Raw genomic sequence first — 14,967 nt, forward strand, 5'->3', positions numbered from 1 at the left:
AAAATCTAAAATCCAAAATTAAATGTTCCCTGACCAAGCCCAGGGATATCAGGACAAAAAACTATGGCGACAACAAGACTCAAAACCTTATATCAAGAGACAATCGTCCCCAAACTGATCAATCAGTTTCAATATACCAACGTTCATCAAGTACCGAAGTTGGTAAAGGTTACTATTAACCGAGGTTTGGGTGAAGCAGCTCAAAATGCGAAGTCACTAGAGGCATCGATCAACGAAATTTCGCTGGTAACAGGTCAAAAACCAGTGGTGACGCGGGCGAAAAAGGCGATCGCTGGCTTTAAAATTCGTCAAGGTATGCCTGTGGGGATCATGGTTACCCTCAGAGCCGAACGGATGTATGCCTTTTTTGACCGACTCGTTAGCCTATCACTGCCCAGAATTCGAGATTTTCGCGGCGTTAGCCCTAAAAGCTTTGACGGACGCGGTAACTACACTCTGGGTGTGAGAGAACAGCTAATTTTTCCAGAAGTCGAGTACGACAGCATCGATCAAGTGCGGGGGATGGATATTTCCATCATCACCACAGCAAAGAACGACGAAGAGGGCCGCGCCTTACTTAAAGAATTAGGAATGCCCTTTCGCGATCAATAAGTTCATCTATAGAGGGAACGATGGCGGCTAACGACACAATTGCAGATATGCTGACGCGCATCCGCAATGCCAACCTGGCGCGGCATCAAACTACACAAGTGCCAGCGACAAAAATGACCCGAAGTATTGCCAAAGTACTACGGGAGGAAGGCTTTATTGCTGAAATCGAAGAAGCAGAAGAAGGGGTAAAGCACAACCTAGTGATTTCCCTGAAGTACAAAGGTAAGAATCGTCAGCCTCTAATCACCGCCTTAAAGCGAGTGAGTAAGCCAGGCTTGCGTGTTTACTCCAATAGAAAAGAATTACCAAGGGTACTAGGCGGCATTGGCATTGCCATTATTTCTACATCCAGTGGGATTATGACTGACCGCGAAGCGCGGCGTCAGAACTTGGGTGGCGAAGTGCTTTGTTACGTTTGGTAGTCATTGGTCATTAGTCATTTGTCATTAGTGAAAGACAAATGACAAAGGACAAAGGACAAATAACAAAGGACAAAAAGTCATGTCTCGTATTGGTAAACGTCCAATTACTATTCCCGCCAAAGTCCAAGTGGCGATCGATGGTACGAATATTGTGGTGAAAGGCCCGAAAGGAGAACTTTCTCGGACTCTAACAGCTAATGTCTCAGTCTCTCAAGAGGGAGAAATATTACAGGTAAATCGTCGAGATGAAACTCGTACTTCAAAGCAGCTGCACGGCTTGAGCCGCACTTTAGTTGCCAACATGGTCGAGGGAGTTTCCCAAGGTTTTCAGCGCCGTTTGGAAATTCAAGGTGTTGGTTACAGGGCACAACTTCAAGGGCGTAACCTAGTTTTAAATATGGGTTACAGCCATCAGGTGCAAATTGTTCCGCCAGATGGAATTCAGTTTGCAGTAGAAGGTACCACCAACGTCATTGTTAGCGGGTATGACAAAGAAATCGTCGGCAACACAGCCGCAAAAATTCGTGCCGTTCGTCCACCAGAACCTTACAAAGGTAAAGGCATTCGCTATGCCGGTGAAGTGGTCAGACGCAAAGCTGGTAAGACTGGTAAGGGTGGTAAGAAGTAGAAATGAAACTTACTCGTAGAGAATCAAAAAACCGTCGTCATCGACGCGTTCGTGGCAAAGTTATTGGCTCCCCAGAACGTCCGCGTTTAGCGATATTTCGTTCTAATGAGCATATTTACGCCCAGGTAATTGATGATACTCAGCATCAAACCATAGTCGCAGCATCGACTGTAGAACCAGAGTTGAAATCTAGTTTAGCGTCATGTGCAAACCGCGACGCATCGGTGCAAGTTGGTAAGTTGATCGCAGTGCGATCGCTAGAAAAAGGCATCACCAAAGTAGTATTTGATCGCGGTGGTAACTTATATCATGGCCGTGTCAAAGCACTAGCTGATGCAGCACGCGAGGCTGGTTTAGATTTCTAAAGTTATTAGTCATTAGTCATTGGTCATTAGTCATTGAACAAATGACAAAGGACAAATGACAAAAGACAAATGACAACTGACAAATGACGTTCACCAGAGCACTAAATTATGGCAACAGAGCGTAAAAGTAGAACAAAGCGTGCCAAAAAAGAAGAAACTACTTGGCAAGAGCGGGTTATCCAAATCCGACGTGTGAGCAAGGTCGTCAAAGGAGGTAAAAAACTCAGCTTCCGAGCGATCGTTGTCGTCGGTAACGAACGCGGTCAAGTTGGTGTAGGAGTAGGCAAAGCCTCAGATGTAATTGGTGCCGTTAAAAAAGGCGTAGCCGACGGCAAAAAACACCTCATTGATATCCCAATCACCAAATCCAACTCCATCCCTCATCCCATTGATGGTGTCGGTGGTGGTGCAAAGGTGATTATGCGTCCAGCCTCACCTGGTACTGGGGTAATTGCTGGTGGTGCTGTGCGAACTGTGCTGGAATTGGCAGGAGTTCGTAACGTCTTAGCCAAGCAACTTGGCTCCAACAATCCGCTCAATAATGCTAGAGCCGCAGTCAACGCCTTATCTACACTGCGTACTCTTTCTGAAGTTGCCGAAGATCGCGGTATTCCTATTCAAAATCTCTACATCTAATTTAGTCATTGGTCATTAGGAGCCACTGCGTTGCGGGGGTTCCCCCCGTTGAAGCAAGTGGCGTTCATTAGTGAATAACAAAGGACAAATGACAAATGACAAACGACAAATGACAAACGACAAATGAGAACTTGATAACTTATGAGACTCCATGATGTTAAGCCGCAAAAAGGCTCAAAGAAACGCAAGAAGCGTGTAGCCAGAGGTATTTCTGCCGGTCAAGGTGCCAGTGCTGGGCTAGGTATGCGAGGTCAAAAATCTCGCTCTGGTAGTGGTACTCGACCCGGTTTTGAAGGTGGTCAACAGCCATTGTACCGCCGCTTACCTAAGCTGAAGGGCTTTCCGATTGTGAATCGGAAAATTTACACTACGATTAATGTAGAGAAGCTAGCCTCCCTTCCCGCTAATACGGAAGTAACTTTGACCTCCTTGAAAGCAGCAGGTATCCTTACTACTGTCAAGGGACCATTGAAAATTTTAGGTAACGGGGAATTGAGCACTCCGCTCAAGGTACAAGCGGCAGCTTTCACAGGTACAGCTCGTAGCAAAATTGAGGCAGCTGGTGGGAGTTGTGAAGTCTTATGAGTGAGCCGGAACAGCGCACTTAAATGCAAGCCAACTCGCACTCAGCGCCTGGTTCACTATAAAGGTAGCACTCTATGATCAGTCGAGACAAAGCCCCAACGGCTCAAGAAACTTTTATGCAGATGGCACAAGCAGCTGGGCTTAGAGGTAGGCTGCTTGTCACCGTCGGTATTTTAATTTTGGTTCGCTTAGGCATCTTTTTGCCCATACCAGGAATTAATCGAGAACGGTTTCATGAAGCCATATCGGGAAATAATTCCGTATTCGGTTTATTGGATATATTTTCAGGACGCGGACTTTCGACTTTGGGAGTCTTTGCGTTGGGAATTTTGCCCTTCATTAATGCGTCTATTATTATCCAATTACTTACCGCTGCAATTCCATCTTTAGAAAATTTACAGAAAAATGAAGGTGAAGCGGGGCGGCGGAAAATTTCGCAAATTACCCGCTATGTGACTGTAGGTTGGGCAATTATCCAAAGTACAGCTTTTTCGGCATTATTCCTCCAGCAATTTGCCTTAAACCCAGGCCCAATCTTCGTAGCTGAAACCGCGATCGCTCTGACTGCTGGTTCCATGTTCGTAATGTGGGCATCCGAACTGATTACAGAACGTGGTATCGGCAATGGAGCATCATTGTTGATTTTTGTCAACATTGTGGCGTCATTACCAAAAGCTTTAGGCGATACTATCGATTTGGTGCAAGTCGGCGGTCGGGAAACAGTGGGTCGCGTCATAGTACTAATCTTAGTTTTCCTAGCAACCATTGTTGGTATTGTGGTTGTGCAGGAAGGAATGCGCCGCATCCCGATTATTTCGGCTCGTCGTCAAGTGGGTCGTCGAGTTTTGGCAGAGCAACGTAGCTTTTTACCCTTGCGGCTAAATCAAGGCGGCGTGATGCCAATTATTTTTGCCGCAGCCATCCTCAGTTTGCCACTGCTAATTGCCAATTTCGCCAAGAATGCCGAATTGGCAAATATAATTAACACTTATTTAAGTCCAAGCGGTTCTGGCTCTTGGGTCTATGCCTTGGTCTACATGATTTCCATCATTTTCTTCAGCTACTTCTATTCTTCGTTGATTCTCAACCCGGTAGATGTTGCACAAAACTTGAAAAAAATGGGTTCTAGCATTCCTGGCATTCGTCCTGGCAAAGCAACTAGTGAGTATATCGAGCGCGTGTCAAATCGACTCACTTTTTTGGGTGCGATATTTTTGGGACTGGTTGCTATTATCCCAACTGGTGTGGAAAGAGCTTTAGGAGTACCCACCTTTAAGGGATTGGGTGCTACCTCTTTGTTAATTCTAGTTGGTGTGGCGATTGATACGGCAAGACAAATCCAAACTTACGTAATCTCTCAGCGCTATGAAGGAATGGTGAAACAATAGTGACGCGACTAATCTTCTTGGGACCACCTGGAGCTGGTAAAGGAACACAAGCTCAAACGTTGGCTGAACACTTGAATATTCCCCATATTTCTACAGGTGAAATATTAAGGCAAGCCATGAAAGAGCAAACTCATTTGGGAATCAAGGCTCAAAACTATGTAAATAGCGGTGAGTTAGTACCCGATCAGCTAGTGCAGGACTTGGTACAGGAGCGCCTCAGCCAACCAGATGCAGAAAATGGTTGGATTATTGATGGTTTTCCCCGCAAAGTGACGCAAGCGGGTTTTCTAGAAGAATTGCTGGAAACAATACATCAGAGTGGCGAAAAGGTAGTCAATCTAGATGCACCAGATGATGTTGTGGTAGAACGTTTGCTAGCTAGAGGGCGAAAAGATGATACCGAAGAGGTGATTCGTCGTCGGTTAGAAGTGTACCGCACTGAAACTGCACCCTTAATTGATTATTATCGCGATCGCCAAAAACTTTTAACAGTAAATGGCAATCAGTCCCAAGAAGATGTCACTGGTGAACTCCAAAAGGTAATTGCTTGATGATTATGGAGATTATAGAAATGAGAAGGATGAGGGAGATCAGGTAATATTTTCTCCCCCTGCTCCCTCATCTCCCCCCCCACCAAGAAGCAGAGCAATTTTAGCTAAGATATATTAATAAACTGTTGATATATTTCTTAAAGTGTGTTCTCTTGCAGATAAAGTGCTGCAACTGAACACGAGATTGTTGAGTTGAGGAAAAAAAAATTGTCTAAGCAAGATTTGATTGAAATGGAAGGCACGGTTACAGAGTCCTTGCCCAATGCGATGTTTCGCGTTGACTTGGACAATGGCTTTAACGTGCTGGCACACATTTCCGGTAAGATTCGCCGAAATTATATCAAGATTTTGCCCGGCGATCGCGTCAAGGTGGAGTTAACTCCCTACGACTTGACTAAAGGCAGAATCACCTATCGACTACGAAAGAAGTAAGTATATGTAGAGAATTTTACCATAAAACCATTTTTTTGACTGTTTGCTAGTCATTTAACTGGATTAATTTCCCTAGAAATGCTATAATTTTATATTTGGAGTCAAAGAATAAAAGGCATGAAAGTTAGAGCCTCAGTCAAGAAAATCTGTGAAAAGTGCAACGTGATCAAACGTCGTGGCCGCGTCATGGTGATCTGCGTAAACCCCAAGCACAAACAACGTCAAGGATAACACTCTTACTAAGAGAGTGAGTTGTAAGACGCATATCATCATTAAAACGAAAAGACGCGATTAATCACGTTTTTCCAACCAACAGTAATTGCGAGAACAATAGGGAGAGTTCATTGTGGCACGTATTGCCGGAGTAGACCTTCCACGCGATAAGCGCGTCGAGATCGGTCTGACTTACATCTACGGAATTGGATTATCACGCTCTCAAGAAATTATAGCGGCTACTGGTGTGAACCCAGACACCCGCGTTAAGGACTTAAGTGATGCCGATGTGACAGCCCTGCGAGGGGAAATAGAAAGCAACTATCAAGTTGAAGGCGACTTGCGGCGCTTGGAGTCTTTGAACATCAAGCGCTTAGTTGACATTGGTACTTACAGAGGGCGTCGTCATCGCATGGGCTTACCAGTCAGAGGCCAAAGAACTCGCACAAATGCCAGAACCCGTCGAGGAAGAAGGCAGACAGTGGCTGGGAAGAAGAAGGCTCCAGGGAAATAATTTTGCAACGCTTGCTAATCCGAGCAAGTTTTACCTTAAATCAACTAAACAAGTATGGCGAGACAACCAACTAAAAAATCCGGGAGCAAGAAGCAGAAACGGAATGTACCCAGTGGGATGGCCTACATCCAGTCTACTTTCAACAATAGCATTGTCACCATTACCGATCAAAATGGAGATGTCATCTCCTGGGCTAGTGCTGGTTCTAGCGGTTTTAAGGGAGCAAAAAAGGGAACTCCCTTTGCAGCGCAAACCGCTGCTGAAAGTGCAGCCCGTCGAGCCATTGATCAAGGAATGCGCCAAATCGAGGTAATGGTCAGTGGGCCAGGAGCAGGTAGAGAAACCGCTATCCGGGCACTTCAAGGAGCAGGACTGGAAATTACACTCATTCGGGATATTACCCCGATTCCTCACAATGGTTGTCGTCCACCCAAGCGCCGTCGAGTTTAAACACCAAGACTTGGGCAGTGAGGACGAAAAGTTACAGCCAGCAATGACCGCTTGGGCGGATAACGTGCAAACTGTCATTGGGTGAAAGCTTGGGCGACCAGAAGCGCGTCAGATTTTCCCGCCGGGAAAGCTGTTAAACTTCGGGCTACCCAAAATATTATCAATCAATTTTGGATTTTAGATTTGCGATTTTAGATTGAACCCGACTACAAGGGTGCTGGGCCTCGTGGATTTTAAGTTGATGATTTAAGATTTGTTGCGCTTTCAAGAGGCGGAGCATGAACCAAAGAAGCACAATCCAAAATCCAAAATCCAAAATCGAAAATTGGCAATCAATTCGGGAGGCAATTGATTTGTCTGCTAGCAGCACCTTAGAAAAAGGGAGGCTCATCCGTGGCGCAGTTTCAAATTGAATGTGTAGAGTCGAATACCGAGGAAAGTCGGAACCATTACAGTAAATTTGTTTTGGAACCTCTAGATCGCGGTCAAGGAACAACTGTTGGCAACGCACTGCGGCGGGTTTTACTGTCTAATTTAGAAGGTACAGCAGTTACAGCAGTGCGGATTGCAGGCGTTTCACATGAGTTCGCCACAGTTCCGGGCGTGCGGGAAGATGTGCTGGAAATCCTCATGAAAATGAAGGAAGTTATCCTGAAAAACTATTCTTCGCAGCCCCAGATTGGTAGATTACTCGTTAGCGGTCCAGCAACAATCACTGCGGCGCATTTTGATTTGCCCAGTGAAGTAGAAGTCATCGATCCGACTCAGTATGTAGCCACCATCGCTGAGGGAGGAAAGCTGGAAATGGAATTTCGGATCGAAAAAGGCAAAAGTTATCGCACCGTAGAGCGAGGACGTGAGGAAGCCACATCGTTGGACTTTCTCCAAATCGACTCAATATTTATGCCGGTGCGAAAAGTCAACTACAGTGTTGAAGAGTCTCGTGGGGAAGGCTTGATTCCAAAAGACCGACTACTGTTGGAAGTTTGGACAAATGGCAGTATTTCCCCCCAAGAAGCACTATCTTCGGCCGCTGGGATCTTGGTAGATTTATTCAACCCGTTGAAAGATATCTCCCTCGAACCAACAGACACAGGTTCGGACATTCCAGACGACCCAACTGCCCAGATACCCATCGAAGAGTTGCAACTTTCTGTGCGGGCATATAACTGTCTCAAACGGGCACAAGTTAACTCTGTGGCAGATTTGTTGGATTATACCCAAGAAGACCTCTTAGAAATTAAGAACTTTGGTCAGAAGTCAGCAGAAGAGGTTGTGGAAGCTTTGCAGCGACGCTTGGGCATCACCCTGCCAATGGAAAGAGGCTCTAAACACCCTTAAGAAAAACCGTTCATAACTCATAGTGCATAATTATGCGTCACCGTTGTCGCGTCAAAAAACTCAGCAAACCCGCCGATCAACGCCGTGCTTTACTGCGATCGCTTACCACCGAGCTGATCCGTCATGGTAAAATCACCACCACTTTAATTAGAGCGAAAGTTCTGCGAAGTGAAGTTGAAAAAATGATTACCCTAGCCAAAAACGGCTCCTTGGCAGCACGCCGGGAAGCCCTTGGCTATATCTTCGATAAACAACTGGTTCACGCTCTATTTGAGCAAGTTCCCACTCGCTACGGTAATCGTCAGGGCGGTTATACCCGCATCCTGCATACCGTACCGCGTCGGGGTGATAATGCAAAAATGGCAATAATTGAATTGGTTTAAGTCATTAGTCATTGGTCATTGGTCATTAGTCATTGGTTATTCACACTTGGACTTTGGACAAATGACAAAAGACAAATGACAAAGAGAGAAGTCTGAGCTAAGGCTTCCTTAGATCAGAACTTCGGAGACAAAATCTGTATGTTAGAAAGCCACCAGCCTACACAAACTCATCGAGTAGCCTTGGTAATCCAATACCTGGGCACTCATTTTCATGGCTGGCAACGGCAAAAAAAACAACGGACAGTCCAAGAAGAGATAGAAAGAGCGATTGCTACTATTCTTGGGCATCATGTGACACTACACGGTGCTGGGCGAACCGATTCTGGAGTTCACGCTGCTGCTCAAGTAGCCCATTTTGAGGCAACAGGTTTAATTCCGCCTCACAAGTGGGCAACAATCCTCAACAGTTATCTGCCGTCAGATATATTAATCAGGGCTTCAGCTAGTGTAGATAACCGTTGGCACGCTCGCTTTAGTGCAGCCTATCGACGGTATCGCTACACAATATACACTGAAGATCGACTTAACTTGTTCGTGAAACCCTTCAGTTGGCATTATTATTATGCACCCCTGGATGAATCCTTAATCCAAGCTGCCCTGAAACCTCTCTTGGGAAAGCATCACTTAGCTGCTTTTCAGCGTGCAGGCTCAAAGCGATCGCATTCCTGGGTAGAGGTGCAAGCAGCAGAGTGTCGTCGCAGTGGGCCATTTATCCATATTGAAATACAAGCAGATGGATTTTTGTATGGCATGGTACGGCTGTTGGTAGGGATGCTGGTACAAGTAGGTTCTGGACAACGAACACTTTCTAGCTTCACCGAACTCTGGAAAGAACAACGTCGGGAAGAAGTGAAACACGCCGCCCCGCCTCAAGGCTTATGCTTGTTGCGAGTCGGCTATCCAGATTTTCCCTTTCCAAAAGAGATTTGGTACGACACCTTGCCAAAGTTCGTCACTAGTCAAGAGTCATTAGTCATTGGTTCTTAGTCATTGGTCATTAGTCATTGGTCATTAGTGTAATTACAAAGAACAACTGACAAAGGATAAAGGACAAAAACAAATGACAAAGGATAAATGACTAATGACAAATTAAAAATGACAAAGGACAAATGACAAATGACAACGAGTAAAACATACCTTCCTTCTCAAGCATCCCTTGAGCGTGAGTGGTACATAGTAGATGCCACCGATAAACGCCTCGGTCGCCTCGCCAGCGAAATCGCCCAGATCCTGAGAGGCAAAAAGAAACCCGAATATACACCCCACTTAGATACAGGTGACTTCGTAATCGTCATCAATGCCGAGAAAGTGGCAGTTACAGGCAAAAAGCGCACTCAAAAGCTTTACCGTCGCCATTCGGGTCGTCCCGGTGGGATGAAAACGGAAACTTTCGCTAAACTGCAACAGCGCATACCAGAGCGGATTTTAGAACAGGCTGTTAAAGGTATGCTACCTAAAAATAGCCTGGGTAAGCAGTTGTTCACCAAGCTGAAAGTTTACGCTGGGCCCACACATCCCCATGATGCTCAAAAACCTAAAGAACTACAAATTAGTACAATTCCTGGAGAAGAAAATTAATGGTAGTAGCAGACGCCAATAGCGGTCGCGCCGTATACTGGGGTACTGGTCGTCGTAAGACCTCAGTAGCGCGGGTACGTCTGGTTCCAGGCACTGGTCAACTGACTGTGAACGGTAAAGATGGAAACTTGTATTTCCAATTCAATGCCAACTACCTGGGAGTGATAAAAGCACCTCTGGAAACTCTGGGATTAGAAAACGAATATGACATTTTGGTGAAAGCCGAAGGCGGTGGCTTGACCGGACAGGCTGATTCTGTTCGCTTAGGAGTTGCTCGTGCTTTGTGCCAACTAGACCCAGACAACCGCCCACCTTTGAAAACCGAAGGTTATTTGACTCGTGATCCGAGGGCAAAAGAGCGGAAAAAATATGGTTTACATAAAGCCCGGAAAGCACCTCAGTACTCTAAGCGTTAGGGCATTGGGGATTAGTGAAGAAGGTGGTAGGTTACAGGGGACAGGTGATAGTTTTCTGTTACCTGTAACCTTTTCCCTGTCCCCTTCTTCTAGCCTTAATTGAAACCTGAAAGTTATAATTGATATAGATTCATCACAAAAAGAACAATGGCTAAATCTGATATTCACCCCAAGTGGTATCCAGACGCTAAAGTTTACTGCAACGGTCAAGTTGTTATGACCATTGGCTCTACCAAGCCAGAATTGCACGTAGATGTTTGGTCTGGAAATCATCCATTTTACACCGGTACTCAGAAGATTATTGACACTGAGGGTAGAGTGGAGCGCTTCCTCCGCAAGTACGGCATGAGCAGCACTCAAACATCTGGCGACGAACAAAAGAAAAAGTAGCGGGTTGGCTCTGCTGTTAACGACGGCCCTGCATCAGCTGGGTCGATTGTCATTTATATGCTCGAGCCAATTTGTTATTTTTTTAAGGAGCGATCGCACTTGTCATGGCTGAATCATACTTACTGGACAAACTAAAATCCGTTGAACAAACCTTTAATGAGTTAACACGTCGTCTTGGCGACCCCGATACCGCTAGCAACCCTAATGAGTATCAAGAAATTGCTAAGTCTCGTTCTTCTTTGGAAGAGGTAGTTGATACTTATGAAATTTGGAAAACAGCCCAAGAAGATTTGACCGGAGCGCGTCAGGTTTACAAAGAATCTGCGAGTGACCCAGAGTTGCAAGAAATGGCAGCACTGGAAGTAAAGGAACTGGAACAAAAAATAGAATATTTAGAGTCTCGCTTGAAAGTCTTACTGCTACCACGCGACCCCAATGATGAAAAGAATATCATGTTGGAAATTCGCGCTGGTACTGGTGGCGATGAAGCAAGTATTTGGGCTGGCGATTTGATGCAGATGTACACCCGCTATGCCCAGACTCAAGGTTGGAAAGTTTCTCTAGTGAGCGAATCTCGAGGAGAAGTGGGTGGCTGGAAAGAGGTCATTCTAGAAATTAAAGGTAATGACGTTTACAGCCAGTTAAAGTTTGAAGCTGGAGTGCATCGTGTGCAGCGCGTGCCGGCAACTGAATCTGGGGGACGGGTTCATACTTCTACAGCTACCGTGGCGATTATGCCAGAGGTGGATGATGTGGAAATCCACATTGACCCGAAAGATATTGAAATGACCACAGCTCGTTCTGGCGGTGCTGGTGGGCAAAACGTCAACAAGGTAGAAACAGCCGTTGACTTGATGCACAAACCTACAGGGATTCGCATTTTCTGTACAGAAGAACGCAGCCAGTTGCAAAACAAAGAACGGGCAATGCAAATTCTGCGGGCGAAGTTGTATGACATCAAGTTAAGCGAACAACAAGAAGCTGTAACTTCCATGCGGCGATCGCAGGTTGGTACAGGATCGCGATCAGAAAAAATTCGCACCTATAATTATAAAGATAACCGCGCTACCGATCATCGGTTAGGTCAGAATTATTCCCTTAACCCTGTTTTAGAAGGTGATTTAGAGACGCTTATCCAGTCTTGTATATCTCTAGACCAACAGGAACGTCTCGCGGAGTTAGCAACTTCTGCTGCTAACTAATTTTTGCTGTTAAAATTTCTGTAAAACCACTTGTTGTACTGTTGCTTTTAACACATACAGGTGGTTTTCTAATATCGCCTGGAGTGCATCTTCCATTTCACTGGGATAATGGTAGTAGGCAAATTCGTACTTCATGACGTAATTTAGCTTCGCCCATTCTTTGAGGGATTGGCAGGTAGAAATTAACTTTTCTGCTTCTTCTTGCCAACGCGCAAAAATCCGGTAGCTAAAAAAGCTGCTACATACATTGCCTTTTGCATCCCAGTATGAAATACACACTTGATGCTTCAGACGGTGGATTTTTTTGATTTGCTTAACATCATGACCTTTGGCTTTCAGGGCTTCTTTTACCTTCGCGTCAGAAATGTTCCACTGTTCTGGTTTAATTTTATTAGTGGCTATAAGATTTCGACTTTTGCGGCGATATTGATTAGTTTTGTGTGGCTTGCCAAACATGATGCACCTTCGATATTATTATTTCTTCGCAGCAAAGTCTAGCTACAAGCACAAGCGCCGTAGCAAACTAAGTTTTTTGGGTTGATTAAAGATAGATGGGTTAGTATACTAGCTTGATGACTGTAGTTGCCGATTTACAACCAGAAATATAGTTTAGTACTAAAACACAAGGCTGTCAATATAAAACTAAACTTGTAATATTGAAAGTAAACTTGTAAATACAGTTGCCTAGCTATACAAGCAGTGAACATCGAAAGCAAACAAAAACTGATTGAAATCATTAAACTAGCTCGCGGTTCAATGAGTCAGCGAGCGTTTGGTAGGCTTTTGGGAGTATCTGCTACTGCTGTTCAGATGTGGGAAAAAGGTGTGAAAGTGCCAGATACAGAAAATTTGGCTCAAATCGCATCGAAAGCAGGCTACACAATGGAAGAGTTAATCAGCTGCATTGATGGCAAGCCAATTCCAGAAACCTCAGATTTGAGTCTGATTCTTAGACAAATCCAGCACATGCCTCTGGCACAAGTGGCTCAAATTGTGCAGGCTGCGGCAGATAGATTGGCGGCTGTGGCTGAAGCGTCTGGGGATGAAGCGAAAACCAGTTGAATATTTGTTCAAGATTGAATATTAAATCATCAAACTAGCTGACATTGAAGCGGGAGTCGATTTGGCGCTACCTGAAACTAACTTACCATTACGAACTTTTCCACAGCATTGCCCCTATCTATTTGATGATGCGATCGCAGACAATTTCCTGTGCGATACTCGTCAAGACTGGGAAGGATAATTCCTACCATTTTTCTTGATTAATTCATAATATGGGAATTGCCAAAACTACTTAAGGCAATCACCAATCGAAAATTTAAACTCTATTCGTCATTCGTAAAACAAGGAATCATCATCCTCTAATCGATCATAAGATTCCTTTAATTGAGGATAATATTCCTCTAATTCTGGATAATATATGACTCTGTGTAAAGGTGTAACCAATTTCTCGCTTACTAATTCAAAAGTATTCAATGTAGTATCTATAATTTTTACAGCTTCCTCTGAAGAAATGTCTATGACATCATATCTAGGATTAATATCTGAGTCTTTAAACATTTTTTCTGCATAGGGAAAATTTTGACTATAACTTGAATCAGAATATTGAGTCAAGGATAGTACAAGATTAAGTATACTTAGCAACAATAAAACTAGATTACTATATTTGACCAAAATATCACCACTGGCAGTTAAAGAATAAATGGTTTTAAAATGGTGCAATCTGAAAATATTTAGGGGTGCAGCTATGTCGCTACGCAATGAGCCTTTAGATTGGCAAGTAGAAACAAATAATCCTTATATACCAGTTTATCATCAAGGTGATTTGGTGGGATTTTTTAAACCAGAATATGCCAGCGAAGTTATTAAGTTTTTAAATGAAGAAGAAATTTTAAAGAAAGCACTAAAAATGGCTTGTACTGATTTAATTAAAAAAATCGGCGGCGATACCAGGAAAGTCAATTATTTAATGGAAAAATATGTGAAAACTAGTGAGCGTCCGAAGCATGGAACTAGAGCGATCGCCGTTTTACTTCATGACAGGCAAAAAGAACTTGACTTGAGTAACCAGGAGTTTGCTAAATTCTGCGATACCTTTAAATTATCTCCCACTGAACTGAATAATCTTTATGCCGGAGAAGCATTTGATGAGAATTTATTAGCGCCCCTTTCACGTATATTAGGGATGGCAAAAGAGCAATTGCTGAAAGTGCGAGATGGTTCTGAAGAACAAAGTAACACATGAACAGCAAATCAAAATCTTCAATTGATATAAAATTGTGAAAACAGATATCATCTTTTATCGCCTGTTTCAAGAATTCCCTGATATCTTCTTTGAACTTATTGGTAATCCTCCAGAAGAAGCTAGCCTTTATCAATTTTCATCAGTTGAAATCAAACAAACAGCCTTCAGAATCGATGGTGTATTTCTGCCTACACAAGGAAGTGAGAACCAGATTTATTTTCTGGAAGTGCAATTTCAAGCCGATGGAGAAATTTATTCACGGCTATTTGCAGAAATATGTTTATATCTGCGTCAGAATAAACCACAAAATAACTGGAGTGCTGTAGTTTTGTACCTAAACAGAAGTGTAGATACAGGAGATATCAAACATTACCATGAGTTTTTCACAAGTGGGCGCGTCAGACGGATTTATCTTGATGAATTAGGTGAGGCTGCATCGCTTCCACTTGGCATTGCAACTGCTAAATTAGTAATTGCAACCGACGACATAGCGATCGCTTAAAGCTTGGGAATTGATAGACAGAACTAGTGCGATTCGTTGATTAGTAAATCGCGGTATTCAGCCCGTAAATAACTAATCCAGCCCGACAGCAGATTACTGTCACTAAAGGCTGAA

The 14,967-nt window shown here is 44.0% G+C and carries 23 protein-coding genes and 1 pseudogene; 22 read left to right on the forward strand and 2 right to left on the reverse strand.

Going from position 1 to position 14,967, the window contains the following annotated elements:
• The first annotated feature begins 63 nt into the window (after positions 1-63).
• The 19 genes from rplE to prfA all read left to right on the forward strand — a co-directional run bounded on the left by rplE (position 64) and on the right by prfA (position 12,106).
• Positions 64-612: a 50S ribosomal protein L5 gene (gene rplE, locus V7K85_RS29120; protein ID WP_334819023.1), complete on the forward strand. Its 549-nt coding sequence runs from the start codon at positions 64-66 to the stop codon at positions 610-612.
• A 20-nt stretch (positions 613-632) separates the two neighbouring features.
• Positions 633-1,034, forward strand: a complete 402-nt coding sequence (gene rpsH, locus V7K85_RS29125) for a 30S ribosomal protein S8 (protein WP_012410712.1) — start codon at positions 633-635, stop codon at positions 1,032-1,034.
• 79 nt (positions 1,035-1,113) lie between these two features.
• Positions 1,114-1,662 carry a 50S ribosomal protein L6 gene (gene rplF / locus V7K85_RS29130; RefSeq protein WP_273765825.1) on the forward strand — a complete coding sequence of 183 codons (549 nt, stop codon included), beginning with the start codon at positions 1,114-1,116 and terminating at the stop codon, positions 1,660-1,662.
• 2 nt (positions 1,663-1,664) lie between these two features.
• The gene (gene rplR, locus V7K85_RS29135) at positions 1,665-2,027 is read left to right on the forward strand and encodes a 50S ribosomal protein L18 (RefSeq protein ID WP_334723658.1); all 363 of its coding nucleotides are present in this window, start codon (positions 1,665-1,667) and stop codon (positions 2,025-2,027) included.
• A 108-nt stretch (positions 2,028-2,135) separates the two neighbouring features.
• Complete coding sequence (gene rpsE, locus V7K85_RS29140) at positions 2,136-2,663, forward strand: 30S ribosomal protein S5 (protein ID WP_094328453.1); 528 nt, start codon at positions 2,136-2,138, stop codon at positions 2,661-2,663.
• 141 nt (positions 2,664-2,804) lie between these two features.
• Complete coding sequence (gene rplO, locus V7K85_RS29145) at positions 2,805-3,248, forward strand: 50S ribosomal protein L15 (protein ID WP_334819026.1); 444 nt, start codon at positions 2,805-2,807, stop codon at positions 3,246-3,248.
• 74 nt (positions 3,249-3,322) lie between these two features.
• Entirely contained in the window at positions 3,323-4,636 is a 1,314-nt protein-coding gene (secY, locus tag V7K85_RS29150) for a preprotein translocase subunit SecY (protein ID WP_334819027.1), read from the forward strand.
• Positions 4,636-5,187, forward strand: coding sequence for an adenylate kinase (locus V7K85_RS29155; RefSeq protein ID WP_334819029.1), 552 nt, complete (start codon positions 4,636-4,638; stop codon positions 5,185-5,187). Before secY ends, V7K85_RS29155 begins: the two co-directional genes overlap by 1 nt.
• Before the next feature lie 207 nt (positions 5,188-5,394).
• Entirely contained in the window at positions 5,395-5,619 is a 225-nt protein-coding gene (infA, locus tag V7K85_RS29160; protein ID WP_006276978.1) for a translation initiation factor IF-1, read from the forward strand.
• Between the two features lie 117 nt (positions 5,620-5,736).
• On the forward strand, positions 5,737-5,850 hold the full coding sequence (gene rpmJ, locus V7K85_RS29165) for a 50S ribosomal protein L36 (RefSeq protein WP_015129703.1): 114 nt from the start codon (positions 5,737-5,739) through the stop codon (positions 5,848-5,850).
• Between the two features lie 115 nt (positions 5,851-5,965).
• A complete protein-coding gene (rpsM, locus tag V7K85_RS29170; RefSeq protein ID WP_069070762.1) occupies positions 5,966-6,346 on the forward strand; it encodes a 30S ribosomal protein S13 in 381 nt (126 codons plus the stop codon).
• 54 nt (positions 6,347-6,400) lie between these two features.
• Positions 6,401-6,796 (forward strand): 30S ribosomal protein S11, encoded by a 396-nt coding sequence (rpsK, locus tag V7K85_RS29175; RefSeq protein ID WP_012410703.1) that lies wholly within the window; start codon positions 6,401-6,403, stop codon positions 6,794-6,796.
• 393 nt (positions 6,797-7,189) lie between these two features.
• Entirely contained in the window at positions 7,190-8,137 is a 948-nt protein-coding gene (locus tag V7K85_RS29180) for a DNA-directed RNA polymerase subunit alpha (protein ID WP_334819031.1), read from the forward strand.
• Positions 8,138-8,169: 32 nt separating this feature from the next.
• Positions 8,170-8,520, forward strand: coding sequence for a 50S ribosomal protein L17 (rplQ, locus tag V7K85_RS29185; RefSeq protein WP_094342458.1), 351 nt, complete (start codon positions 8,170-8,172; stop codon positions 8,518-8,520).
• Between the two features lie 138 nt (positions 8,521-8,658).
• Positions 8,659-9,507, forward strand: coding sequence for a tRNA pseudouridine(38-40) synthase TruA (gene truA, locus V7K85_RS29190; protein ID WP_334819034.1), 849 nt, complete (start codon positions 8,659-8,661; stop codon positions 9,505-9,507).
• A 129-nt stretch (positions 9,508-9,636) separates the two neighbouring features.
• Positions 9,637-10,098 carry a 50S ribosomal protein L13 gene (gene rplM / locus V7K85_RS29195; protein WP_334819036.1) on the forward strand — a complete coding sequence of 154 codons (462 nt, stop codon included), beginning with the start codon at positions 9,637-9,639 and terminating at the stop codon, positions 10,096-10,098.
• Positions 10,098-10,514, forward strand: coding sequence for a 30S ribosomal protein S9 (gene rpsI, locus V7K85_RS29200; RefSeq protein ID WP_300420156.1), 417 nt, complete (start codon positions 10,098-10,100; stop codon positions 10,512-10,514). The genes rplM and rpsI overlap by 1 nt, the downstream gene beginning before the upstream one ends.
• A 147-nt stretch (positions 10,515-10,661) precedes the next feature.
• Positions 10,662-10,904, forward strand: coding sequence for a 50S ribosomal protein L31 (rpmE, locus tag V7K85_RS29205; RefSeq protein ID WP_273765764.1), 243 nt, complete (start codon positions 10,662-10,664; stop codon positions 10,902-10,904).
• 104 nt (positions 10,905-11,008) lie between these two features.
• Complete coding sequence (prfA, locus tag V7K85_RS29210; RefSeq protein ID WP_334819038.1) at positions 11,009-12,106, forward strand: peptide chain release factor 1; 1,098 nt, start codon at positions 11,009-11,011, stop codon at positions 12,104-12,106.
• A 9-nt stretch (positions 12,107-12,115) separates the two neighbouring features.
• Here the strand turns inward: prfA and V7K85_RS29215 are convergent, their stop codons facing one another.
• Complete coding sequence (locus tag V7K85_RS29215) at positions 12,116-12,562, reverse strand: hypothetical protein (protein WP_334819040.1); 447 nt, start codon at positions 12,560-12,562, stop codon at positions 12,116-12,118.
• Positions 12,563-12,805: 243 nt separating this feature from the next.
• Between V7K85_RS29215 and V7K85_RS29220 the strand changes: the two genes are divergently transcribed.
• Entirely contained in the window at positions 12,806-13,168 is a 363-nt protein-coding gene (locus V7K85_RS29220) for a helix-turn-helix domain-containing protein (RefSeq protein WP_334819042.1), read from the forward strand.
• Positions 13,169-13,438: 270 nt separating this feature from the next.
• On the opposite strand, the gene V7K85_RS29225 is transcribed toward V7K85_RS29220, so the two are convergent.
• Positions 13,439-13,720: a hypothetical protein gene (locus V7K85_RS29225; protein WP_334819044.1), complete on the reverse strand. Its 282-nt coding sequence runs from the start codon at positions 13,718-13,720 to the stop codon at positions 13,439-13,441.
• 133 nt (positions 13,721-13,853) lie between these two features.
• On the opposite strand from V7K85_RS29225, the gene V7K85_RS29230 reads away from it, so the two are divergent.
• Both V7K85_RS29230 and V7K85_RS29235 read left to right on the forward strand, forming a co-directional pair.
• Positions 13,854-14,351, forward strand: a complete 498-nt coding sequence (locus V7K85_RS29230) for a hypothetical protein (RefSeq protein WP_334819047.1) — start codon at positions 13,854-13,856, stop codon at positions 14,349-14,351.
• A gap of 34 nt (positions 14,352-14,385) precedes the next feature.
• A pseudogene (locus V7K85_RS29235) lies at positions 14,386-14,878 on the forward strand (Rpn family recombination-promoting nuclease/putative transposase); the annotation flags it as partial.
• Positions 14,879-14,967 lie beyond the last annotated feature (89 nt).

It is taken from the genome of Nostoc sp. (genome assembly GCF_036917615.1).
Classification (GTDB): domain Bacteria; phylum Cyanobacteriota; class Cyanobacteriia; order Cyanobacteriales; family Nostocaceae; genus Nostoc.

Coding starts and splice junctions, on each gene's coding strand:
- rplE (WP_334819023.1), top strand. CDS start 64: ATGGCGACAACAAGACTCAAAACCTTATATCAAGAGACAATCGTCCCC.
- rpsH (WP_012410712.1), top strand. CDS start 633: ATGGCGGCTAACGACACAATTGCAGATATGCTGACGCGCATCCGCAAT.
- rplF (WP_273765825.1), top strand. CDS start 1,114: ATGTCTCGTATTGGTAAACGTCCAATTACTATTCCCGCCAAAGTCCAA.
- rplR (WP_334723658.1), top strand. CDS start 1,665: ATGAAACTTACTCGTAGAGAATCAAAAAACCGTCGTCATCGACGCGTT.
- rpsE (WP_094328453.1), top strand. CDS start 2,136: ATGGCAACAGAGCGTAAAAGTAGAACAAAGCGTGCCAAAAAAGAAGAA.
- rplO (WP_334819026.1), top strand. CDS start 2,805: ATGAGACTCCATGATGTTAAGCCGCAAAAAGGCTCAAAGAAACGCAAG.
- secY (WP_334819027.1), top strand. CDS start 3,323: ATGATCAGTCGAGACAAAGCCCCAACGGCTCAAGAAACTTTTATGCAG.
- rpmJ (WP_015129703.1), top strand. CDS start 5,737: ATGAAAGTTAGAGCCTCAGTCAAGAAAATCTGTGAAAAGTGCAACGTG.
- rpsK (WP_012410703.1), top strand. CDS start 6,401: ATGGCGAGACAACCAACTAAAAAATCCGGGAGCAAGAAGCAGAAACGG.
- rplQ (WP_094342458.1), top strand. CDS start 8,170: ATGCGTCACCGTTGTCGCGTCAAAAAACTCAGCAAACCCGCCGATCAA.
- truA (WP_334819034.1), top strand. CDS start 8,659: ATGTTAGAAAGCCACCAGCCTACACAAACTCATCGAGTAGCCTTGGTA.
- rplM (WP_334819036.1), top strand. CDS start 9,637: ATGACAACGAGTAAAACATACCTTCCTTCTCAAGCATCCCTTGAGCGT.
- rpsI (WP_300420156.1), top strand. CDS start 10,098: ATGGTAGTAGCAGACGCCAATAGCGGTCGCGCCGTATACTGGGGTACT.
- rpmE (WP_273765764.1), top strand. CDS start 10,662: ATGGCTAAATCTGATATTCACCCCAAGTGGTATCCAGACGCTAAAGTT.
- prfA (WP_334819038.1), top strand. CDS start 11,009: ATGGCTGAATCATACTTACTGGACAAACTAAAATCCGTTGAACAAACC.
- V7K85_RS29215 (WP_334819040.1), bottom strand. CDS start 12,562: ATGTTTGGCAAGCCACACAAAACTAATCAATATCGCCGCAAAAGTCGA.
- V7K85_RS29230 (WP_334819047.1), top strand. CDS start 13,854: ATGTCGCTACGCAATGAGCCTTTAGATTGGCAAGTAGAAACAAATAAT.